Below are 21296 nucleotides of genomic sequence, written 5' to 3'. Positions count from 1 at the left end.
ATGCGCCCCAACTGCCTTACAGATGTTGTCAGTTGATCTTGGGCAGGCCGGGCGGGTTGATCTCGGAGGTCGGCACGGCCTCGTTGTCCAGGCCCCAGCGCTTGAGCACCTGGCCGTACGTGCCGTTCTTGATCACCTCGTTGATGGCCCCGTTCAGCGCCTTGACCAGGCCGCTGTCCTTCTTGGTGGTGGCGGCGATCTTGCCGAGCACGGTGTCGCCGGCCCCGGAGTAGGTGCCGATGATCTCGGTCTCGCCGGTCTGCGCGGCATGGAAGGCGCCGGACGGGTTGGGGCCGAGCCAGGCGTCGATCCGGCCGGAGCCGAGGGCGAGGTAGTAGTCGGAGGAGTTCTGGTAGTACTTCACGTCCACCGGCTTGAGCCCGGCCTTGACGTTGGCATCGTTCCAGGCGAGCAGCAGCTTCTCCTGGTTGGTCCCGGAGGAGACGCCGATGGTGTGCCCGGCCACGTCGGCGGGCGCCTTGACCTTCCAGCTGCCGCCCTTCTTGGCCTCGAAGCCGAGGATGTCGAGCCGGTAGGTGGCGAAGTCGTACTTCTCCTTGCGGGCCTCGGTGACGGTGACGTTGGTGATGCCCGCGTCGTACTTGCCGCTGTCCAGGCCGACGAAGACGTTCTCCCAGGAGACCGGGTCGATCTCGACCTTCAGCCCGAGCGCGTCGCCGATCAGGTGGGCGAGGTCGGGCTCGGTGCCGATCACGGTCTTGTCGTCGGTGGCGTAGAAGCCGAGCGGCGGGACGGAGCCGACGCTGGCGGCCACCCGGAGGGTGCCTCTTCGGCGGATCTCGTCCGGGAGGAGTGCCGCGAGCGCGTCGACTTTGGGCGTGCTCACCCGGTTCTGCTGGGGCGTCAGGTTGATCGTGGCGCCGTTCGGGGCGGTGCTGCCCTTGCTGCCGCCGAGCTCGGCGGCGGCGTTCCCGCCGGAGCCGCAGGCGGCGAGCAGCAGGGTGGCGGTCAGGGCGGCGGCGGCCGGGAGCAGGGCGCGGCGGGTCAGGGCCATGGTGACGGGGTTCCTTTGCTCAGTAAGAGGAGTTCAGAGGACCTTGGCGAGGAAGGCGCGGGTCCGTTCGTGCTGCGGGGCGTCCAGCACCTGGGCGGGCGGGCCCTGTTCGACCACCACGCCGCCGTCCATGAAGACCACGGTGTCGGCGACCTCGCGGGCGAAGCCGATCTCGTGGGTGACGACGATCATGGTGGTGCCGGTGCGGGCCAGGTCCTTGATCACGTCGAGCACCTCGCCGACCAGCTCGGGGTCGAGCGCGGAGGTCGGCTCGTCGAACAGCAGCACCTTGGGCTCCAGGGCGAGCGCCCGGGCGATGGCGACCCGCTGCTGCTGGCCGCCGGAGAGCCGGCGCGGGTACTCCTCGGCCTTGTCGGCGAGGCCGACCCGCGCCAGCAGGTCGAGGGCGCGGGCCCGGGCCTCGGCCTTCGGCACGCCGAGCGCGCCGACCGGGGCCTCCACCAGGTTCTCCAGCACGGTCAGGTGCGGGAACAGGTTGAAGTTCTGGAACACGAAGCCGAGCCGGGTGCGCTGCTTGAGCACCTCGCGTTCGGGCAGCTCGCGCAGCTTGTCGCCGGTCCGCCGGTAGCCGATCAGCTCGCCGTCCACCCGGACGTACCCCTGGTCGAGCTTCTCCAGGTGGTTGACCGCCCGCAGCAGGGTGGACTTGCCGGAGCCGGACGGCCCCAGCACCACCGTGACGGTGCCCTCCCGGACGTCCAGGTCGATGCCGCGCAGCACCTCCAGCCGGCCGAACCTCTTGTGCACGCCGCGTACTTCGACCATCGCGGTGCCGGTGGCGCTCATGCTCGCCTCTCCTGGATCTCGGTGACGGCGGCGCGCAGGCGCTGCCAGGGGGTGGGCGGGAGGTGCCGGGCGCTGCCCCGGGCGAAGTAGCGCTCGACCCAGTACTGGACGGCGGAGAGCGCGGTGGTCAGCAGCACGTACCAGACGGTGGCGACCAGCAGCAGCGGCACCACCCGGCCGGTCCGGCCGTAGATCACCTGGACCTGGTAGAAGAGTTCTCCGATCGCCATCACGTAGACGATCGAGGTGCCCTTGAACAGCGAGATCACCTCGTTGGCGGCGTTCGGCAGGATGCCCCGCATCGCCTGCGGCAGCACGATCCGCCAGGCTTGCCGGAACCGGGGGATGCCGAGCGCGGCGGCCGCTTCGAGCTGTCCGGCGTCCACCGCCAGCACCCCGCCGCGGATGATCTCGGCGGCGTACGCGGCCTGGTGCAGGGCCAGGCCGAGCACGGCCGCGCCGAGTGCGCCGAGCAGGTCCATGGTGCCGAAGGAGACGAAGCTCGGGCCGAACGGGATGCCGATCCCGATCCGCTTGTACAGGTAGGCCAGGTTGAACCAGAAGACCAGTTGGACGATCAGCGGGATCGAGCGGAACGCCCACACGTACGTCCAGGCGATGGTGCGCAGGACGGCGCTGCCGGAGAGCCGCAGGGCGGCGATCACCGCGCCCAGCGCGAAGCCCAGCACCGTTCCGTAGGCGGTGAGTTGGAGGGTGACGCCGACGGCGCGCAGGATGCTGTCGGAGAACACGAAGGCGCGGAAGGTCGGCCAGTCCCAGCCGGGGTTGACGGCCAGGCCGTGGGTGAACTGGGCGACCAGCACCAGCGCGGCCAGGCCGGCCAGCAGCCGCCACGGGCGGCGGTGCGGGACGATGGTCAGCCGCTCCTCTTCGCGGGCGGGTGGTCGCAGGGGCAGGGCGGCGGTCTCGGGGGTGACGGCGGTCATCGGGGGCTCCGGGGTGGTCGCGGGCGGCTCAGGGGTGCTCGGGCGGGCTGATCAGGGACTCGGCGATCGCCGAGTCGGCGGTGCCCCACTTGGCCAGGATCTTGCGGTAACTGCCGTCCTTGATCAGCTGGTTGACGGCGGCCTGGAAGGCGGGGGTGAGCGCGGAGCCCTTCTTGAACGCGAAACCCACGTCGAGCCGGTGGAACTCGCCGACGAACCGGGTCTTCGCGCTCGGCTGGGCGGCCTGGTAGCGCAGGCCGTTGATGGTGGACATCACCACGTCCAGCCGGCCCTGCTGGAGGCCGGTGATCACGGCGCCGTTGTCGGCGAACACCTTCACCTCGTACGGCTTCTTGCCGGCCTGCGCGCAGACGTCCTTCTTGGCGTTCAGGGTGGCCTCGAAGGTGGTGCCGGCGCCGGTGCCGACGGTCAGGCCGCAGAGCTGGGTGAGGTCGGTGACGGTGTTCAGCGTCTTGTCGTCCGCGCGGACCGCGAAGCCCTGGCCGTCGTCGATGTAGGTGACGAAGTCGATGGTCTTCAGCCGGGCGGTGGTGACGCCGAAGTTGCCGGTGCCGACGTCGTACTTGCCGCTGCCGAGCGCGGGCAGGATGGTCTCGAACGCGGCGTCCTCGCGCTGCACGGTGATGCCGAGCACCTTGGCCACGGCGTTGACCAGGTCGACGTCCAGCCCGCTGAGTTCGTGCTTGCCCTCGGGGTAGTACGCGCCGGGCGGGGTGCCGACCGCGCCGCCGAGCTTGACGCTGCCCGCCGCGCGGACCTCGGCGGGCAGCAGCGCGGCCGCCGCCTCGTTCTTCTGCACCCCCGACAGCACGTCCTGGTCCGGCTGGACGCCGACCGGCGCGGCCTTGGCCCCGGCGGCCGGGTCGGAGCCGCAGCCGGCCAGCGCCAGGACGGCGGCGGCGGCCAGGGCGACGGGGAGGTGACGCTTCATCGGGTCGGTGCCTTTCCGGCCGGTGGGGCGGCCGTGCCAGTGGTGAGCAGGTGCTTCTCGAACGGCAGCGGCCGGAACTCCTCCGGGGCCGCGTCGAGGTCGAACAGGGGGGTGTAGCCAGCCGCCAGGTAGAGGCCCTTGGCCTCGGGCTGGCGCGGGCCGGTGGTGAGGAAGATCCGCCGGTAGCCGGCCTCCCGGGCGGCGGCCTCCAGTTCGGCCAGCACCCGGCGGCCCAGGCCCTGCCGGCGGTGGCCGGCGGCGGTCCACATCCGCTTGACCTCGGCGGTGGCCGGATCCTCGTGGCGGCGGTAGGCGCCGCCCGCGACGGGTTCGCCGTCGCGCAGCAGCAGGAGCAGCACGCCCTCCGGCGGCGCGAACTCCTCGGCGCCGTAGCGGGCCATCTCCTCGTGGCCGCCGGGGCCGTAGCGGGTGACGTACTCGTGGGTCAGCTCGCGGATCAGCGGCTGGGTGAGGGGGTCGCCGAGGACGGCCCGCTCGACGGTCAGGGCACTCATGCCGCCGCTGCCCCGGCGGCCTCGGCGGCCTCGGCGGCCTCGGCGGCCTCGGCGGCCTCGGCGGCCTTGGCGGCGTCGCGCTTGGCGACCTCCTCCCGGACGATCGGGATGACGTGCCGGCCGAAGTCGATGGCGTCGCCGACGTGGTCGTAGCCGCGGGCGGAGAGGATCTCCACGCCCAGGTCGTAGTAGTCGAGCAGGGCCTGGGCGACCGTCTCGGGGGTGCCGACCAGCGCGTTCGAGTTGCCGGCCCCGCCGGTGGCGGCGGCGGTCGGGGTCCACAGCGCGCGGTCGTAGCGCTCCCCGGCCTCGGCGATCTCCAGCAGCCGCTGCGAGCCCGCGTTCTCCGGCCCGGTGCCGGCCGGCCGGCGGCGCGCCGAGTCGCCGGACTCCCGGCGGGCCCTGATCGCGGCGACCGTGCGGTGCGCCTTCTCCCAGGCCAGTTCCTCGGTGGGCGCGATGATCGGGCGGAAGGCGACCTGGATGCGCGGGGTGTCGGTGCGTCCGGCGGCCTTCGCGGCGGCCTTGACCAGTTCGATCTGCTCGGCGGTGCGGGCCAGCGGTTCGCCCCAGAGCGCGTAGATGTCGGCCTCGGCGCCGCCGGCCGCGAAGGCGGCGGGCGAGGAGCCGCCGAAGGAGACGTCCGGGCGGGGCTGCTGGACCGGGAAGACGTCCGCGATGTAGTCCTCGAAGCGGTAGAACTCGCCCTGGTGGTCGAAGGGTTCGCGGCTGGTCCAGGCCCGCTTGACGATGCCGATGTACTCCCGGGTGCGGTCGTAGCGGCGGTCCTTGGGGAGGTAGTCGCCCTCGCGGCGCTGCTCGTGGTCGTTGCCGCCGGTGATGAAGTGCACGGTGAGCCGGCCGTCGCTGATCCGGTCCAGGGTGGCGAAGGTCTGGGCGGCGAAGGTCGGGTGCGAGACGTTCGGACGGTGCGCCAGCAGGATCTGCAGCGTGTCCAGCTTGGCGGCCAAGTAGGCGGCGGCGGAGGCGGGTTCGGGCGAGCCGGCGCCGTAGGCGAACAGCACCCGGTCCCAGCCGTGGTCCTCGTGGGCGCGGGCCAGCCGGAGCGTGTGCTCGCGGTCGAAGGCGTGGGTGGTGCGGGCGGTGGTCTCGGAGCCGTCCGCGGTGGCGGCGATGCCGAGGAACTCGACGGGCATGACGGGGCCTCTTCGGGTCGGGGTGGGGGCCGCGCCGGGGCAGGCGGAGGCGGCCCTCGGCGCGGTGACGGGTACGGCGGAACGGCCGGTGGCGGACCGGCGGGCGGCGCGTGACGGGGCGCCGGCGGGAGCGGAGCTGGAACGGTGGAAGAGGCGGCAGCGTGGGCCTGTTCGGCCGCCCGGACAGGCGGCTTCCGGCCCCCGACGGGACGGCCGAGGGAGGGCTCCCGGGGGAGGAAAGGGCCGGTCAGGCGGCCCGCTGCCGGGTCAGCCGCAACACGCTGCGGACCACACCCGACCGAAGTCGATGTGGCCGCGCGTCACAAGGGCGGGCTGCTCGGCTGTCATGTCGAACAGTTGAACAGTGCCGCCGAGGCTCCGTCAACCTCTGCCCGCAGGACGAAACACCGACGTCACACCGGCGTCCTTGACACCCGCCGCTCGCGCCCGCGTACGATCGGAGCGGAGCGAGTACTGCCCGGGTCCGGGCCCCAACAGCCTTCGGACCCAGCCGCGTTGAGGGACGCGGCGCGCGTGAGTGACGGCATGCGGCCACCGCCTGCCCCGCCGCCCCATGGAGCCCTCAATGGCCTCGCCCGCCGTCCCGTCCTCCGGCGTCCTGCCCGCGCCGAAGACCGCCGACGCCCCACCCGCGACCGGCGCACCGCCCACCGCACCGGCCGCCCCGCCGACCGCCCGCGCCCTGGCCGCGCTGCCGATCGTGCCGCGCCGCCGCCCCGGGCGGTACGTCAGCGGCGGCCTGGCGCTGCTCGCCGCCGTGCTGCTGCTGCGCGCGCTGGCCGGGAACCCGGCCTTCGAGTGGACGGTGGTCGGCCAGTACCTGACCTCCGCCTCGATCCTGCGCGGCCTGCTGCTGACGCTCTGGATGACCGGCGCGGTGACGGCCCTCGGCTTCCTGCTCGGCACCGCCCTCGCGGTGGCCAGGCTCTCCGGCAACCCGGTGCTGCAGAGCCTGAGTTGGGGATTCGTCTGGATCTTCCGGGCCACCCCGCTGCTGGTCCAGCTGCTGTTCTGGTTCAACATCGGGGCGCTCTGGCCGACCCTCTCGCTGAGCCTGCCGTTCGGCGGCGAGCTGTTCGAGCTGAAGACCGTCAACCTGCTCGGCCCGGCGCTCACCGCCGTCATCGGCCTGACCCTGCACGAGGCCGCGTTCGCCGCCGAGGTGGTCCGCTCCGGCGTCCTCTCGGTCGACCAGGGCCAGTTGGAGGCCGCCGCCTCGCTCGGCCTCGGCCGCGGCCGGGTGCTGCGCCGGATCGTGCTGCCGCAGGCCATGCGGACCATCCTGCCGCCCGCCGGGAACATGCTGATCGGCACCCTCAAGGGCACCTCGGTGATCAGCGTGCTGGCCGTCCACGACCTGCTGTTCTCGGCCCAGTTGATCTACAACCAGACGTATCAGGTGATCCCGCTGCTGACCGTCGCCACCCTCTGGTACGTGGCGGTGACCAGCCTGCTCTCGGTCGGCCAGTACTACCTGGAGCGGCGCTTCGCCCGCGGCGCCGGCCGGGACGGCCTGCCGCCCACCCCCTGGCAGCGCGCCCGGGCCGCCGTCCGCACCGCGACCGGGCGGTGACGGCGATGCCCGTCCTGGTCGTGGTCGGGGCCGGGCCGCGCGGCACCGGCCTGCTGGAGCGGATCGCCGCCAACGCCCCCGAACTGCTCGCCCCCGGCGTCGAGTTGGACGTCCACCTGGTCGACCCGCACCCGCCCGGCGGCGGGCGGATCTGGCGGCACGAGCAGTCCCCGCTGCTGCGGATGAACTCGATGGCCGAGGACGTCACTATGTTCACCGACGAGCGCACCACCATGGACGGCCCGGTCCGCCCCGGCCCCTCGCTCGCCGAGTGGGCCGCCGACCCGGCCGCCTTCCCGCCGCTGCTGCCGGTGGACGACCCCGAGGTCGACCGCGAGCTGCGCACCCTGGCACCCACCGACTTCCCCACCCGGCGCGCCCAGAGCGCCTACCTGGACTGGGTGTTCCACCGCTCGACCGGCGAACTCCCGGACAACATAAGGCTGTTCGTCCACCAGGACATCGCCGTCCGGATCACCGGCGACCCGGACGGGCCGCAGCGCGTCCACCTCGCCGACACCGTGCTGCTCGCCGACCGGGTGGTGCTCGCCCTCGGCCACCTCGACTCCGCCCCCGGCCCCGAGACCGCCGAGGCCCGGGCCTTCGCCGCCCGGCACGGCCGCAGCTACCTGCCGCCCGCCTTCACCGCCGACTCCGACCTGTCCGGCCTCGCCCCCGGCGAGCACGTGCTGGTCCGCGGCCTCGGCCTGGCCTTCGTCGACCTGGTCGCCATGCTCACCGAGGGCCGCGGCGGCCGCTTCACCCCGCTGCCCGGCGGCGGCCTGCGCTACCACCCCTCCGGCCGCGAACCCGTGCTGCACGCCGGCTCCCGACGCGGCGTCCCGTACCACGCCAAGACCGGCTACCGGCTCCAGGGCCCGCCCCCGGCACTCCCCCGCTACTTCGGGCCCGAGCTCGAACTCCCGGACGGGCCGCTGGAGTTCCGCCGCGACCTGTGGCCCGCGATGGCCAAGGAGATCGGCTACGGCTACTACCACGAGCTCTTCCACGGCCACCCCGAACGCACCGCGCTGCCCTGGGCCGAGTTCCTGGCCGACTACGACCGGCACGACTGGTACAGCCCCGAACGCGCGGAGCTGGTCGCCGCCGCCGTCCCCGACCCGGTGGACCGGCTCGACCTGGAACGCCTCGACCGCCCGCTGGCCGGTCTCCGGGTCGGCAGCCCCGAGGAACTGCGCCGGCACCTGCACGCCCACCTGCGCGCCGACCTGGCCCGCCGCTCCGACCTGCGGCACAGCGCCGACCTCGGCGCCTTCTTCGCCCTGCTCTCGCTCTACGGCCAGCTGGCCCGGCTGCTCCCCGGACGCCCGCTCACCGCCCGCTCCACCGCCGCCGAACTCGACGGCTGGTGGACCGGCTTCTTCTCGTTCTACGCCTCCGGCCCGCCCGGCTTCCGGCTCGAACAGCTGCTCGCCCTCTCCGAGGCCGGGCTGCTGCACTTCCTCGGCCCCGACACCCGGGTCGAACTCGACGAGGAGCACGGCACCTTCCGCGCCTCCTCCCCCGCCCTGCCCGGCCACCAGGTGCACGGCACCGCCCTGGTCGACGCCTTCCTCCCCCGGCACGTCCTCGACCGCACCGCCGACCCGCTGCTGCGCCAACTGCTGCGCGACGGCCGGATCGCCGAGGAGCGCCTCACCGACCCCGACGGCCACCGCTACCACTCCGGCCTGCTCCGCACCGACCCCGACGCCCGCGTCCTCGACCCCGCCCTCGGCGACCTCCCGCACCCCCGGCGCACCGCCCTCGGCGCACCCACCACCACCCGCGCCCCCGCCGCCTTCGCCCGGCCGCGCACCGACGCCCCGGCCTTCCGGCAGAACGACGCCGTCGCCCGGCGGCTCCTGACGGAGCTTCAGAAGGAGGTCTGACCCGCACCCCCGCCGCCCCGCCGCCACCGGCCGGTCCCGCCCCGGACCGGCCGGGACGCCGCCGTACGACGCCCCCGCCCGCACCGGATACGCTCCAAGCACCCCGAGCCCTCCGGAGAGCCCGCCATGGCCAAGCAGCCCCCGCACCGCGACCCCGCCCAGGACGCGCCGCACGTCGCCCCGCCGGCCCACGCCGCCGCCGGCCTGCCCGCGATCGGGCACACCCTGCGGATGGCCGCCGAGCAGATGTCGCCGGGCCGGGTGCTGTCCACCCTGCGCAAGGTCAACCAGCCCGGCGGCTTCGACTGCCCCGGCTGCGCCTGGCCCGAGCCGGACAAGCCGCACCTCGCCGAGTTCTGCGAGAACGGCGCCAAGGCGGTCGCCGAGGAGGCCACCGAGCGCCGGATCACCCCGGCCTTCTTCGCCGCGCACCCGGTCGCCGAACTCGCCGAGCGCTCCGGCTACTGGCTCGGCCAGCAGGGCCGCCTCACCACCCCGATGCTGCTCGACGCGGGCGCCACCCACTACACCCCGATCGGCTGGGACGACGCCTTCGCGCTGATCGCCGAGGAGCTGACCGCGCTCGACTCCCCGGACGGGGCCGCCTTCTACACCTCGGGCCGCACCTCCAACGAGGCCGCCTTCGCCTACCAGCTGTTCGCCCGCAAGCTCGGCACCAACAACCTGCCGGACTGCTCCAACATGTGCCACGAGTCCTCGGGGTCGGCGCTCACCGAGACCCTGGGCGTCGGCAAGGGCAGCGTCTCGCTCAAGGACCTGTACCAGGCCGACCTGATCATCGTGGCGGGCCAGAACCCGGGCACCAACCACCCCAGGATGCTCTCCGCCCTGGAGCGCGCCAAGCGGGCCGGCGCGAAGATCGTCAGCGTCAACCCGCTGCCCGAGGCCGGGCTGGAGCGCTTCAAGAACCCGCAGACCGCGCGCGGCCTGGTCGGCGGCGGCACCAAGCTCACCGACCTCTTCCTGCAGATCCGGCTCGGCGGCGACCTCGCCCTGTTCCGCGCCCTCAACCACCTGCTGCTCAGCACCCCGGACGCCGTCGACGAGGCGTTCGTCGCCGAACACTGCGCCGGCTACGACGAGTTCGCCGCCCAGGCCGCCGAACTCGACCGGGACGCGGTGCTGCGCGCCACCGGCCTGCCCTGGGAGCAGATCGAGGAGCTGCACCGCCTGGTGCTCGCCGCACCGAAGATCATCGTCTGCTGGGCGATGGGCCTCACCCAGCACAAGCACTCCGTCCCCACCATCCGCGAGGTGGTCAACTTCCTGCTGCTGCGCGGCAACGTGGGCCGCCCGGGCGCCGGCGTCTGCCCCGTCCGCGGCCACAGCAACGTCCAGGGCGACCGCACCATGGGCATCTTCGAACGCCCCACCGCCGCCTTCCTGGACGCCCTCGGCGAGGAGTTCGCCTTCGAACCCCCGCGCGCGCACGGCCACGACACCGTGGACACCATCCGGGCCATGCGCGACGGCCGGGTCGAGGTGTTCTTCGCGATGGGCGGCAACTTCGTCTCCGCGAGCCCCGACACCGCCGCCACCGAGGCCGCGATGCGCAACTGCCGCCTCACCGTGCACGTCTCCACCAAGCTCAACCGCTCGCACCTGGTCACCGGCGCCCGCGCCCTGATCCTGCCCACCCTCGGCCGCACCGACCGCGACGTGACGGCCGCCGGGGCGCAGTTCGTCAGCGTCGAGGACTCGATGGGCATGGTCCACTCCTCCCGCGGCGGCCTCCGCCCGCCCGCCCCCGACCTGCTCTCCGAGGTCGCCGTCGTGGCCCGGCTGGCCCGCGCCACCCTCGGCCCCCAGGACCCCACCCCCTGGGAGGACTTCGCCCTCGACTACGACCGTATCCGCGACCGCATCGCCCGCGTCGTCCCGGGCTTCGAGGACTACAACACCCGGGTCCGCCGCCCCGGCGGCTTCGCCCTCCCGCACGCCCCGCGCGACAGCCGGACCTTCCCCACCGCCACCGGCAAGGCCAACTTCACCGTCAACCCGCTGACCGCCCCCGAGGTCCCGCCCGGCCGCCTGCTGCTGCAGACCCTCCGCTCGCACGACCAGTACAACACCACCGTCTACGGCCTGGACGACCGCTACCGCGGCATCACCGGCGGCCGCCGCGTCGTCCTGGTCAACCCCGCCGACGCCACCGAACTCGGCCTCACCGACGGCCAGTACGTCGACCTGGTCGGCGAATGGACCGACGGCACCGAACGCCGCGCCCCCCGCTTCCGCGTCGTCCACTACCCCGTCGCCCGCGGCGGCGCCGCCGCCTACTACCCCGAGACGAACGTCCTGGTGCCGCTCGACTCCACCGCCGACATCAGCAACACCCCCACCTCCAAGGCCGTCGTCGTCCGCCTGGAACCGCAGACGCCCCACTAGGGGCCCGGGGAACGGCGGCGCCGACCGCGCAGGCGGCCGACCGGGCACGGAGGGCCGACCCCGTTTCGGGCCGCCCTCCGCCCCGCCCCCGCTAACTCCCGGACGGCGACGGCACCTTGGAGCCCACCGCACTCGCCGACCCCGCCCCCGAAGGCGTCCCGGAGCCGGACGGCGTCCCCGTGGTCGAAGGCGTCCCCGAACCACTGGGCTCCGTCGTCCCCGGCGTCGAGGGCGCGGGCGTGCTCGGCCCGGGCGCACTCGGCTCCGTCGTCCCGGGCGTCGAGGGCGCGGGCGTGCTCGGCGCAGGCGTCCCCGGCGTGCTGGGCGTGCTCGGAGCCGGCGTGCTCGGAGCCGGCGCCGGAGGCGTCGGCAGTGTGGAGGGCTTCGCCGGCGCGATCCGCACCGCGCCGACCTGCACGTCCGGCACCTTCCACGCGCCGCCCGCGTCGTCCGCCGCGTCGTCCCCGTCCGGGCGCACCGCGCCCAGGATCGGCATGGCCCCGATCTGCGACACCTTCACCACGTCGCCGGTGCGCGGCGCCTGCACGATGAGGCCGCCGCCGATGTACATCCCGATGTGGGTCGCGCCGGCGTAGTAGACGATCAGGTCGCCGGGCCGGAGCTGGTTCAGCGGGACGTGCTTGAGCTGGGCCCACTGCTCCTGGCTGGTGCGCGGAATGGCCCGCCCGGCGTGCAGCCAGGCCTGCGAGGTGAGGCCGGAGCAGTCGAAGACGTCCGGCCCGGCGCCGCCCCAGACGTAGTCCTTGCCGAGCTGCTGGAGCGCCCAGGCGACGGCCTTGCGGCCCTGCACGGAGGGGGTGCGCTCGCCCTTGCCGAGCGCGCCGGAGGCGAGGAGGGCGAGCTGGGCCTCGTTGGCCTCGGCCTTCTCCAGCTCCTCCAGCTCGCCGCGCTGGGCGCCGGTCAGCGAGCCGACCAGCTGCTCGACCTCCTGGAGCTTCTTCGCGACGTCGTTCTTCGCGGTCTCCTGCTGCGCGGCCAGCGCCTTCGACTCGTCGACGGCCTGCTGCGCGGCCAGCCGGAGCGCGGCGAGGGTGTCGCGGTCGGCCTTCAGCCGGTCCAGGAACGCCTTCTGCGAGCGCCCGGCGGAGTCCAGCAACTGGGCGATGACGACGGCCTCGTAGGGGTCCTCGGCCAGCAGCAGGTCGGCGTAGCCGGAGATCTGGTTGTTGCGGTACTGCGCGGCGGCGAGCTGCGCGGCCAGGTTGCCGCCGGTCTCGACGGCGTCCTGCTGCCGGTCGGCGCGGGCGTTGAGGTCCTGGACGGTGGCCTGCTGCTCGGCGAGCCGGGCGACGGTGCCGTTGTACTGCTCGGTGGCGGCCTCGGCCTGCTGGTACAGGTCGTGCACCTGCTTGAGCAGCGGCCCGAGGGTGCGCTTGGCGTCGGCCAGCGGGTCGGCCCCGGCGGAGACGCCGATCAGCGCGCCCGGTTCGGGGGCCGCGTACGCGGCGGTGGCGAACGGCAGGGTGAGCGCGGCCGCGGCGAGCACCGCTCCGCAGCGCAGCGCGGCGCGCACCCACGGCCGCAGCCCGGTCGACTCCGTGCGCTGCCCAGCCCCCATCGACCGGCCCTCCCCTGATTGTCCGTCGGCGATCGGTTGATCCTGCCACGGCAGGGGGCCTCCGCGGCAGGTGCTTGACCGGCTGCCCGGTGAATTCTCATCGGTCGGGGGTGTGACACCGCTCTCATCCGGGACCCCGCGGCCACGCAGAATCAACGCTCCGGCAACGCGCGCGCCATGAACGGAACCGCGACTCCGTGTCGAGTTAACCTCCCGTTCACCGAGGCTTCCTACCGTCGCCGAGGACAGCAACGTCAGTCCGACCACTTCGACGATTGTTTGGGTATGGAACACATCACGTTCCTGGTGGCCGTTGTGATCATCACGGCGCTCGCCTTCGACTTCACGAACGGCTTCCACGACACCGCCAACGCGATGGCCACCTCCATCGCCACCGGCGCGCTCAAGCCCAAGGTCGCCGTGGCGATCGCGGCGGTGCTGAACTTCGGCGGCGCCTTCCTCTCGGTCAAGGTCGCCACCACCATCTCGGGCGGCCTGGTCAACGAGAAGGCCGGGCTGCAGCCCTCGATCATCTTCGCCGCCCTGGTCGGCGCGATCCTGTGGAACCTGCTGACCTGGCTCAAGGGCCTGCCCTCGTCCTCCTCGCACGCGCTGTACGGCGGACTGATCGGCGCCACCGTGGTCGGCGTCGGGATGCACGGCGTCAACTTCACCACCGTGGTCTCGAAGATCCTGATCCCGGCGGTGGCCTCGCCGATCATCGCGGGCCTGGCCTCCTGGGGCGCGACCAAGCTGGCCTACCTGATCACCGGCGGCGCGCCGAAGGCGAGCACCGAGAAGGGCTTCCGCCGGGGGCAGATCTTCTCCTCCTCGCTGATCTCGCTTGCGCACGGCACCAATGACGCCCAGAAGACGATGGGCATCATCACGCTCACCCTGATCTCGGCCGGCCAGCTGCACAAGGGCGACGGCCCGCCGACCTGGGTGATCATCAGCGCCGGTCTGGCGATCGCACTGGGCACCTACATGGGCGGCTGGCGGATCATCCGCTCGATGGGCTCGGGCCTGGCCGACATCCGGCCGCCGCAGGGCTTCGCCTCGGAGACCGCGGCCGCGACCGTGATCCTGACCTCCTCGCACATGGGCTACGGCCTGTCCACCACCCAGGTCTGCTCCGGCGGCATCATGGGCGCGGGCCTCGGCGGCCCGTCCGGCAAGCTGCGCTGGGGCATGGTCCGCCGCATGGTCTACACCTGGGGCCTGACCCTGCCGGCCGCCGCGGTGGTCTCCGGCGCGGCCGCGTTCGTCGCCGACAAGGGCGACTGGGGCGTGGCGCTGGTCGGCCTGGCCCTGGTGCTGGGCGCGGGCTCGATGTGGGTGATCTCCCGCCGCCAGCCGGTGCACGCGGACAACGTCAACCAGCCCACCCAGGTCGAGGTCCCGGTCACGACCGCCCCGACCGCCCCCGCCACCACCGTCGCGGCCTGAGAGGACGTCAGCCATGAACATCAAGTGGGCCGCACTGGCCGAGACCGCGGGCGTCAGCCTGCTCGTCACCCTCGCGGTGGTGGTCGTCTTCGCCCTGGGCAACCTCGCCCTCTCCCGCCGGGAGGCCGCCCTGGCGGCGGGCACCGGCAGCAAGGGCGTCCCCGCCCTGGTCGCCGCGGGCGTCTGCTTCGCGGGCTGCGCGGCGGCGGTGCTGTACGGCATCTCGCTGATCGCCTCGAAGTAGCACCCCCAACACGCACGCAGCAGGCCCCCGCCGATACGGCGGGGGCCTGCTCGTCGTCCCGGGAGTTACCGGACCGACCCGGACTATCGGACTGCCGCCGGGGCCTTCCCCTCCGCCGGGGCGACGGGCGCGTCCTGCGCGGTGCGCAGCGGCACCTCGCGGATGAACAGCACCAGCAGGAAGCCCACCGCCGCGAACGGGGCGGCGATCAGGAAGACGGTGCCGACGCCGTGCCCGAACGCGTCGGTGATCAGCGGGACGACCTGCGCGGGCAGCTTCTTCAGGTCGGGGATGCCGTCGCCGCCCGACCCGGCGGCGGGCAGACCGGCCTTGGCGAAGTTCTCGGCGGTGTAGGAGGCGACCTTGTGGCCGAGCAGCGCGCCGAGCGCGGAGACGCCCATCGCGCCGCCCATGGTGCGGAAGAAGGTGACGGTGGAGCTGGCCGCGCCGAGCTCGTGGCGCGGGACGGTGTTCTGCACCGCCAGCACCAGGTTCTGGCTGGTCAGGCCGAGGCCGACGCCGGCCACCGCCATGTAGAGCGCGAGCAGCCCGTACGAGCTGTCGGCGCGGGCGGTGCCCAGCAGGCCGAGGCCGACCGCGAGCAGCGCGGTGCCGCCGACCAGGTAGCCCTTCCACTTGCCGTACTTGGTGATCAGCTTGCCGGCCACGGTGGAGGAGACGGCCAGGCCGAGGATCATCGGCAGGGTGAGCAGGCCGGCCTGGGTGGGGGTCTTCTCCTTGGCGAGCTGGAAGTACTGGCCGAGGAAGGTGGTGGTGCCGTACATGCCGACGCCGACGAAGGCGGAGGCCACCGCGGCGAGCGTGACGGTGCGGTGCCGGAACAGGTCGAGCGGGATCAGCGGTTCGGCGGCGCGCTTCTCGACGGCGACGAACAGGCCGGCCAGCGCGAGGCCGCCGAGCACCATGGCGGCGGTCTGCCAGGAGATCCAGTCGTAGTTCTTGCCGGCCAGCGAGATCCAGATCATCAGCAGGCTGACCGAGGCGGTGATCAGGGTGGCGCCGAGGTAGTCGATCTTCGGCTTGCGGACGGGGGCCTCGGGCAGCTTGAGGGTGCGCTGCAGCACCAGGATGGCGACCAGCGCGAACGGGACGCCGACGTAGAAGCACCAGCGCCAGCCGAGCCAGGAGGTGTCCACGATGACGCCGCCGATCAGCGGGCCGCCGATGGTGGCGAGCGCGAAGACGGCGCCGAAGTAGCCGCTGTACCGGCCGCGTTCGCGCGGCGGGACCATCGCGGCCAGGCAGATCTGGCCGAGCGCGATCACACCGCCGGCGCCGATGCCCTGCAGCACCCGGCAGAAGATCAGCATGCCGATGCTCTGCGACAGGCCGGCCAGCGCCGAGGAGAGCACGTAGATCACCATGGCGATCTGCACCAGCAGCTTCTTGCTGACCAGGTCGGAGAGCTTGCCCCAGAGCGGGGTGGCGGCGGTGATCGAGAGCAGCGCGGCGGTGACGATCCAGGTGTAGGCGGACTCGCCGCCGTGCAGGTCGGTGAGGATGCGCGGGAGCGCGTTGGAGACGACCGTCGAGGAGAGCACGGCCACGAACAGGCCGAGCAGCAGTCCCGACAGGGCTTCGAGCACTTGGCGGTGGGACATCCGGTCCTGGGGCGGTGCGGGTACGGGCGTCGACATGCGGTTCCTTCGACTGGTCCTTCGAGCGAAAATTCGTTGCCTCGGGCAACTATACGCCGATAGTTGACTAAGGCAACCTTCTTCAAGCCCAGGTAAAGGAACTCCCCCGCACCCGCCCGCGCCCGCCCGGCCCGCCGCTCAGACGCCCTCGGTCAGCTCGTTGAACCGCTCCAGCAGCCGGGCGAACTGCTCCAGCTCGGCGAGCTCCCAGCCCGCCAGCGAGGCCCGGAACCGCCCCATCCGCACCGCCCGGGCGGCCGCGAACCGGCGCTCGCCCTCCTCGGTCAACGACACCAGCGAGGCCCGCCGGTCCAGCGGGTCGGTCTCCCGCTGCAGCAGCCCCAGCTCCTCGATCGCCCGGATCTGCCGGCTCACCGTCGCCTTGCCCACCCCGAAGTGCAGCCCGACGTCGGTCACCCGGGCCCGCCCGGCCTCCCGGATGAACGCCAGCAGCACGTAGGCCCCGGCCTCCAGCTCGGGGTGGACCAGCCGGGAGACCTCCGCCGCCCGGGCCCGACTGCGCCGGAACAGCGTCGCCACCTCGCGCTCGACCGCGAGGAAGGCCGGTTCGGTGGCGTTCCGCTCGCCCACGGGGTCGTCCATGGCGCTCAGTATCGCGCAGCGCGCCTCCCCCGCGCGGCAACTGTTTCATGATATGAAGTTTCCGTTTTCGCACTTATCACCGCATTGGCCCGCCACCGCGGGCCGTGCCCGGACCCACGAGGGAGACGCCCCACCATGGCCACCACGGCAGAGCCGCGGAAGGGATTCGCCGACGAGCTGAAGGACGCGGTGACACCACGCGCCTTCCTCCTGGTCGTCGCCGTCCTGCTGCTGCAACTGGGCTTCATCACCTCGTACGTGGGCGCCCTGCACCAGCCCAAGCCGCACGACCTGTCCATCGCGGTGGTCGCCCCGCCCGAGGTCGCCCCGAAGCTGGTCGGCGCGCTGGACGCCGTCCCGAACGACGCGGTGCGCGCCTCCACGGCGCCGGACGCGGCCACCGCCGAGGCCCGGATCAAGGACCAGAAGATCTACGCGGCCTGGGTGGTCGACCCGTCCGGCACCCAGGACCGGCTGCTGGTCGCCGAGGCCCGCGGCCCGGCCGCCTCCGCCGCGGCCGAGGCCGTCGTCACCAAGCTGGCCGCCTCCCAGCAGCGCACCGTCGTGGTGGACGACGTGGTCCCGCTGGCGTCCGGGGACGCCAAGGGCCTGTCCTCCTTCTACCTGGTGGTCGGCTGGTGCGTCGGCGGCTACCTGGTCGCCTCGATCCTCGGCATCAGCGCCGGCTCCCGGCCCGCCGACACCCGCCGGGCGCTGCTCCGGCTCGGCACGCTCGCGCTGTACTCGGTCGCGGCCGGCCTGGGCGGCGCGGTGATCGCCGGCCCCGTCCTGGACGCGCTGCCCGGCTCGATCGCCGCCCTCACCGGCATCGGCGCGCTGGTGGTGTTCTCGGTCGGCGCCGTCACGATGGCGATGCAGTGCCTGTTCGGCGTGGTCGGCATCGGCCTGGCGGTGCTGGTCTTCGTGGTGCTGGGCAACCCCAGCGCGGGCGGCGTCTACCCGGCGCCGATGCTGCCCGCGTTCTGGCGGGCGATCGGCGAGTGGATCCCGAACGGCGCGGGCACCTCGGCCGCCCGCTCGATCGCCTACCTGGGCTCCACCCACCTGCTGGGCCCGATCCTGGTCCTGCTGGTCTGGTCGGTGATCGGCGTCGCGGTCACCTTCGCCGCGGTGGCCCGGAAAACGCGACTCGGCCGCCCCGTCCCCTCCGGGACGTGACGGCTGAGCGGTGAGGCGCGGACCGGGGGCGGGGGGTCAGACCCGCTCGGGCTCCAGCCCCGGCTCCTGGTCCCGCTGCTCACCGGCCACCCGGTCGGAGAACTGGGTGAACACGAAGCGGTTCATCGCCCAGAAGCGGAAGGCCATCGCCAGCAGAGTGCCGATGATCATGCCGCTGAAGAAGTCCGCGACCTCCTGGGCGAAGTGCGTGACATCCGGCTCGCGGAGGTCGAACAGGTACCGGGAGGCCACCAGCGGGAGGTCGTTCACGCCGATCGCCAGGGCGCTGACCACGAAGAAGCCCGCGGCCTCCCGCTTGCGGCCGGCCGCGCGGAACGACCACTGGCGGTTGAGCACGTACGAGACGACCGTGGTGACCACCGTGGCGATGGTGAGCGCCACCACGGGCTTGCTCTGCAGGACGGTCAGCTTGAGAGCGAAGTTGATCAGCATGGTCAGGATGAAGCACGTTCCTCCGACCACGAGGAACTTGACCAGCTTGCGGTGCTTGACCAGGAACGGGCGGTAGCGCTCCGGGACCACGGCCAGCGCGCGCTGTGTAGGGGACGGCATGCGGGAAGTGTCCCATGTCCCCGGATCGGCAACCACCAGGGGCCTCGGAGCGCGAACGCTCCGGGGCCCCTCGCTCGGTATCCGCCGGTCAGGCCGCCGCGACCAGCACCTCGGCCGGTTCCAGGGCCAGCCGCAGCACCTCGCGGACGTCCGACACCAGGTGCACCGTCAGGCGTCCCAGCACCTCGGCGGGCAGGTCGTCGAGGTCCGGCTCGTTGCGGCTCGGCAGGATCACGGTGGTGATCCCGGCCCGGTCGGCGGCCAGCAGCTTCTGCTTCACGCCGCCGATCGGCAGCACCCGGCCGGTGAGAGAAACCTCACCCGTCATCGCCACCTCGGCCCGCACCTGGCGGCCGGACAGCAGCGAGGCGAGCGCCGTGGTCATCGTGATGCCCGCGCTCGGGCCGTCCTTCGGCACCGCGCCGGCCGGCACGTGCAGGTGGATGCCCCGCTCGCGCAGGCCGGTCACCGGCAGCTCCAGCTCGGCGCCGTGCGAGCGCAGGTAGGAGAGCGCGATGTGCGCCGACTCCTTCATCACGTCGCCCAGCTGCCCGGTCAGCGTCAGCCCGGTCGAGCCGGTCTCGGCGTCCGCCAGCGAGGCCTCGATGTAGAGGACGTCGCCGCCGGCCCCGGTCGCCGCCAGCGCCGTCGCCACGCCCGGGACCGCGGTGCGCCGCACCGCCGGCTCCTGCGCGGACTCCGGCACGTGGTGCGGCCGCCCGAGCAGCGCCCGCAGGTCCTCGGCGCCGACGGTGGCGGGCAGCTCGCGCTCGCCCAGCTCGGTCTGCGCGGCGACCTTGCGCAGGATGCGCTCGATCGACCGCTCCAGCGTCCGGACCCCGGCCTCCCGGGTGTACTCGGCGGCCAGCTTGCGCAGTGCCGCCTCGTCCACCGTGAGGTCCCGCTCGGTCAGCCCGGCCCGGGAGCGCTGCCGGGGCAGCAGGTGGTCGCGGGCGATGGCGACCTTCTCGTCCTCGGTGTAGCCGTCCAGCCGGACCAGGTCCATCCGGTCCAGCAGCGGGCCGGGAATCGACTCCAGCACGTTGGCGGTGGCCAGGAAGACCACGTCGGACAGGTCGAGCTCGACCTCCAGGTAGTGGTCCCGGAAGGTGTGGTTCTGTGCCGGGTCCAGCACCTCCAGCAGCGCCGCCGCCGGGTCGCCCCGGTAGTCCGAGCCGACCTTGTCGATCTCGTCCAGCAGCACCACCGGGTTCATCGTCCCGGCCTCCTTGATCGCGCGGACGATCCGGCCCGGGATCGAGCCGACGTACGTCCGCCGGTGGCCGCGGATCTCCGCCTCGTCCCGGACGCCGCCCAGCGCGACCCGGACGAAGGACCGGCCCATCGCCTTCGCCACCGACTCGCCCAGCGAGGTCTTGCCCACCCCGGGCGGCCCGACCAGCGCCAGCACCGCTCCCCCTCGCCGGCCGCCGATCTGCCCGAGCCCCTGCTCGGCCCGGCGCTTGCGCACCGCCAGGTACTCGACGATCCGGTCCTTCACGTCCGCCAGCCCGGTGTGGTCGGCGTCCAGCACGGCGCGGGCGGCGGCGATGTCGTACGCGTCCTCGGAGCGCTCGTTCCACGGCAGTTCGAGGACGGTGTCCAGCCAGGTGCGGATCCAGGAGCCCTCGGGCGACTGGTCGCTGGACCGCTCCAGCTTGTCGACCTCCTTGAGCGCCGCCTCGCGCACCTTCTCCGGCAGCGCGGCGGCCTCCACCCGCGCCCGGTAGTCCTCCTCCTCGGTGCCCGTCTCGCCGTTCAGCTCGGCCAGCTCCTTGCGGACGGCCTCCAGCTGGCGGCGCAGCAGGAACTCCTTCTGCTGCTTGGCCACGCCCTCCTCGACGTCCTTGCGGATGGTGTCGTTGACCTCCTCCTCGGCGAGGTGGTCGCGGAGCAGGCCGAGCGCGTACTCCAGCCGGGCCGGGCGGTCGGCCTCCAGCAGCACCTTGAGCTTCTGCTCGGCGGTGGCGAACGGCGCGTAGCCGATGTTGTCGGCCAGCTCGCCGATGTCCTCGATCGCGGCCACCCGGTCGACGATCTGCCAGGCCCCGCGCCGGCGCAGCCACTTGGTGGAGAGCGCCTTGTACTCCTTGACCAGCTCGGCGGCCCGGCCGGCCACCGGCAGGCCCTGGTCGGACTCCTTGAACGGCGTGGTCTCCACCCAGAGCGCCGCGCCGGGGCCGGTCGTCCCGGCCCCGATCCGGACCCGTCGGACGGCCCGGACCAGCGCCGCCGGGTCGCCGTCGGCCAGCCGGCCGACCTGCTCGACCGTCGCCAGCGCGCCGACCGCCGCGTAGGAGCCGTCCAGCCGGGGCACCAGCAGCACCTGCGGCTTGCCGCCGCCGCTGCCCGCCCGGGCCGCCTCCACGGCGGCCCGCACCTCGGGGTCGGAGAGCTCCAGCGGCACCACCATGCCGGGGAGCACCACCTCGTCGTCGAGCGGGAGCACCGGCAGAGTGAGCGGAACGGACGTCGATGCCATGATCTCTCCCCAGTCAGTGAAGTTGAGTTGACCTGACTAAGGTTCGGCGCGCGGGGATTGTTCCCCGGCCCGCGTTCACTCTGGGAGAACACCGGGAAACGGCTGGGAACGCACCGGAGCCGCGGGGGCCGGGGGGGGCGCGGGGGGGCGGGGCGGGGGGGGGGGGGGGGCGGGGGCGCCCCCCCGGGGGCCCCCCCCCGGGCGGCCCCCCCCCCCCCCGGGGGGGGCCCCCCCGCCCCGC

Annotated in this window: 17 protein-coding genes; 6 read left to right on the top strand and 11 right to left on the bottom strand. The window is 73.4% G+C overall.

The window, feature by feature from the left end; translation table 11 throughout:
* Positions 1 to 28: 28 nt before the first annotated feature.
* The 6 genes from ACIOHG_RS05285 to ACIOHG_RS05260 are packed head-to-tail and all read right to left on the bottom strand — an operon-like array spanning position 29 to position 5393.
* On the bottom strand, positions 29 to 1015 hold the full coding sequence (locus ACIOHG_RS05285) for an ABC transporter substrate-binding protein (RefSeq protein WP_400945489.1): 987 nt from the start codon (positions 1013 to 1015) through the stop codon (positions 29 to 31).
* Positions 1016 to 1048: 33 nt separating this feature from the next.
* A complete protein-coding gene (locus ACIOHG_RS05280; protein WP_400945486.1) occupies positions 1049 to 1822 on the bottom strand; it encodes an amino acid ABC transporter ATP-binding protein in 774 nt (257 codons plus the stop codon).
* Entirely contained in the window at positions 1819 to 2769 is a 951-nt protein-coding gene (locus tag ACIOHG_RS05275) for an amino acid ABC transporter permease (protein ID WP_400945484.1), read from the bottom strand. Before ACIOHG_RS05275 ends, ACIOHG_RS05280 begins: the two co-directional genes overlap by 4 nt.
* Positions 2770 to 2797: 28 nt before the next feature.
* Complete coding sequence (locus ACIOHG_RS05270) at positions 2798 to 3721, bottom strand: ABC transporter substrate-binding protein (protein ID WP_400945482.1); 924 nt, start codon at positions 3719 to 3721, stop codon at positions 2798 to 2800.
* Positions 3718 to 4236: a GNAT family N-acetyltransferase gene (locus ACIOHG_RS05265; RefSeq protein ID WP_400945480.1), complete on the bottom strand. Its 519-nt coding sequence runs from the start codon at positions 4234 to 4236 to the stop codon at positions 3718 to 3720. The genes ACIOHG_RS05270 and ACIOHG_RS05265 overlap by 4 nt, the downstream gene beginning before the upstream one ends.
* Positions 4233 to 5393, bottom strand: a complete 1161-nt coding sequence (locus ACIOHG_RS05260) for an LLM class flavin-dependent oxidoreductase (protein WP_400945477.1) — start codon at positions 5391 to 5393, stop codon at positions 4233 to 4235. Before ACIOHG_RS05260 ends, ACIOHG_RS05265 begins: the two co-directional genes overlap by 4 nt.
* A gap of 586 nt (positions 5394 to 5979) precedes the next feature.
* Between ACIOHG_RS05260 and ACIOHG_RS05255 the strand changes: the two genes are divergently transcribed.
* From ACIOHG_RS05255 to ACIOHG_RS05245, 3 genes are all read left to right on the top strand, one after another.
* Positions 5980 to 6987 carry an amino acid ABC transporter permease gene (locus ACIOHG_RS05255; RefSeq protein ID WP_400945474.1) on the top strand — a complete coding sequence of 336 codons (1008 nt, stop codon included), beginning with the start codon at positions 5980 to 5982 and terminating at the stop codon, positions 6985 to 6987.
* Positions 6988 to 6992: 5 nt separating this feature from the next.
* Positions 6993 to 8879, top strand: a complete 1887-nt coding sequence (locus tag ACIOHG_RS05250) for an FAD/NAD(P)-binding protein (RefSeq protein ID WP_400945472.1) — start codon at positions 6993 to 6995, stop codon at positions 8877 to 8879.
* Positions 8880 to 9005: 126 nt separating this feature from the next.
* Positions 9006 to 11288 carry an FdhF/YdeP family oxidoreductase gene (locus ACIOHG_RS05245; protein WP_400945469.1) on the top strand — a complete coding sequence of 761 codons (2283 nt, stop codon included), beginning with the start codon at positions 9006 to 9008 and terminating at the stop codon, positions 11286 to 11288.
* A gap of 91 nt (positions 11289 to 11379) precedes the next feature.
* Here the strand turns inward: ACIOHG_RS05245 and ACIOHG_RS05240 are convergent, their stop codons facing one another.
* Complete coding sequence (locus tag ACIOHG_RS05240) at positions 11380 to 12867, bottom strand: NlpC/P60 family protein (protein WP_400945467.1); 1488 nt, start codon at positions 12865 to 12867, stop codon at positions 11380 to 11382.
* A gap of 285 nt (positions 12868 to 13152) precedes the next feature.
* Here ACIOHG_RS05240 and ACIOHG_RS05235 point away from each other — a divergent pair, with 285 nt between their 5' ends.
* Together ACIOHG_RS05235 and ACIOHG_RS05230 are read left to right on the top strand one after the other, a co-directional pair.
* Positions 13153 to 14316: an anion permease gene (locus tag ACIOHG_RS05235; protein WP_400945464.1), complete on the top strand. Its 1164-nt coding sequence runs from the start codon at positions 13153 to 13155 to the stop codon at positions 14314 to 14316.
* 13 nt (positions 14317 to 14329) lie between these two features.
* Entirely contained in the window at positions 14330 to 14560 is a 231-nt protein-coding gene (locus ACIOHG_RS05230; protein WP_400945463.1) for a hypothetical protein, read from the top strand.
* A gap of 83 nt (positions 14561 to 14643) precedes the next feature.
* Here the strand turns inward: ACIOHG_RS05230 and ACIOHG_RS05225 are convergent, their stop codons facing one another.
* Complete coding sequence (locus ACIOHG_RS05225; protein WP_400945460.1) at positions 14644 to 16218, bottom strand: MDR family MFS transporter; 1575 nt, start codon at positions 16216 to 16218, stop codon at positions 14644 to 14646.
* A 138-nt stretch (positions 16219 to 16356) separates the two neighbouring features.
* Complete coding sequence (locus ACIOHG_RS05220; protein WP_400945458.1) at positions 16357 to 16821, bottom strand: MarR family winged helix-turn-helix transcriptional regulator; 465 nt, start codon at positions 16819 to 16821, stop codon at positions 16357 to 16359.
* 135 nt (positions 16822 to 16956) lie between these two features.
* Between ACIOHG_RS05220 and ACIOHG_RS05215 the strand changes: the two genes are divergently transcribed.
* Positions 16957 to 18000, top strand: coding sequence for a DUF3533 domain-containing protein (locus ACIOHG_RS05215; RefSeq protein WP_400945456.1), 1044 nt, complete (start codon positions 16957 to 16959; stop codon positions 17998 to 18000).
* 36 nt (positions 18001 to 18036) lie between these two features.
* On the opposite strand, the gene ACIOHG_RS05210 is transcribed toward ACIOHG_RS05215, so the two are convergent.
* Positions 18037 to 18573, bottom strand: coding sequence for a GtrA family protein (locus ACIOHG_RS05210; protein ID WP_400945454.1), 537 nt, complete (start codon positions 18571 to 18573; stop codon positions 18037 to 18039).
* A gap of 88 nt (positions 18574 to 18661) precedes the next feature.
* The gene (gene lon, locus ACIOHG_RS05205) at positions 18662 to 21055 is read right to left on the bottom strand and encodes an endopeptidase La (RefSeq protein WP_400945453.1); all 2394 of its coding nucleotides are present in this window, start codon (positions 21053 to 21055) and stop codon (positions 18662 to 18664) included.
* Positions 21056 to 21296: the final 241 nt, after the last annotated feature.

Source organism: Kitasatospora sp. NPDC088134, from assembly GCF_044741705.1.
GTDB lineage: Bacteria > Actinomycetota > Actinomycetes > Streptomycetales > Streptomycetaceae > Kitasatospora.
This window is presented reverse-complemented; position numbering and strand designations above follow the sequence as displayed.

Excerpts from the sequence above, each read along its gene's own strand:
- ACIOHG_RS05235 (WP_400945464.1), top strand. The coding sequence starts at position 13,153 with ATGGAACACATCACGTTCCTGGTGGCCGTTGTGATCATCACGGCGCTC.
- lon (WP_400945453.1), bottom strand. The coding sequence starts at position 21,055 with ATGGCATCGACGTCCGTTCCGCTCACTCTGCCGGTGCTCCCGCTCGAC.
- ACIOHG_RS05260 (WP_400945477.1), bottom strand. The coding sequence starts at position 5,393 with ATGCCCGTCGAGTTCCTCGGCATCGCCGCCACCGCGGACGGCTCCGAG.
- ACIOHG_RS05250 (WP_400945472.1), top strand. The coding sequence starts at position 6,993 with ATGCCCGTCCTGGTCGTGGTCGGGGCCGGGCCGCGCGGCACCGGCCTG.
- ACIOHG_RS05275 (WP_400945484.1), bottom strand. The coding sequence starts at position 2,769 with ATGACCGCCGTCACCCCCGAGACCGCCGCCCTGCCCCTGCGACCACCC.
- ACIOHG_RS05210 (WP_400945454.1), bottom strand. The coding sequence starts at position 18,573 with ATGCCGTCCCCTACACAGCGCGCGCTGGCCGTGGTCCCGGAGCGCTAC.
- ACIOHG_RS05230 (WP_400945463.1), top strand. The coding sequence starts at position 14,330 with ATGAACATCAAGTGGGCCGCACTGGCCGAGACCGCGGGCGTCAGCCTG.
- ACIOHG_RS05220 (WP_400945458.1), bottom strand. The coding sequence starts at position 16,821 with ATGGACGACCCCGTGGGCGAGCGGAACGCCACCGAACCGGCCTTCCTC.
- ACIOHG_RS05280 (WP_400945486.1), bottom strand. The coding sequence starts at position 1,822 with ATGAGCGCCACCGGCACCGCGATGGTCGAAGTACGCGGCGTGCACAAG.
- ACIOHG_RS05255 (WP_400945474.1), top strand. The coding sequence starts at position 5,980 with ATGGCCTCGCCCGCCGTCCCGTCCTCCGGCGTCCTGCCCGCGCCGAAG.
- ACIOHG_RS05240 (WP_400945467.1), bottom strand. The coding sequence starts at position 12,867 with ATGGGGGCTGGGCAGCGCACGGAGTCGACCGGGCTGCGGCCGTGGGTG.
- ACIOHG_RS05265 (WP_400945480.1), bottom strand. The coding sequence starts at position 4,236 with ATGAGTGCCCTGACCGTCGAGCGGGCCGTCCTCGGCGACCCCCTCACC.
- ACIOHG_RS05245 (WP_400945469.1), top strand. The coding sequence starts at position 9,006 with ATGGCCAAGCAGCCCCCGCACCGCGACCCCGCCCAGGACGCGCCGCAC.
- ACIOHG_RS05270 (WP_400945482.1), bottom strand. The coding sequence starts at position 3,721 with ATGAAGCGTCACCTCCCCGTCGCCCTGGCCGCCGCCGCCGTCCTGGCG.
- ACIOHG_RS05225 (WP_400945460.1), bottom strand. The coding sequence starts at position 16,218 with ATGTCGACGCCCGTACCCGCACCGCCCCAGGACCGGATGTCCCACCGC.
- ACIOHG_RS05215 (WP_400945456.1), top strand. The coding sequence starts at position 16,957 with ATGGCCACCACGGCAGAGCCGCGGAAGGGATTCGCCGACGAGCTGAAG.
- ACIOHG_RS05285 (WP_400945489.1), bottom strand. The coding sequence starts at position 1,015 with ATGGCCCTGACCCGCCGCGCCCTGCTCCCGGCCGCCGCCGCCCTGACC.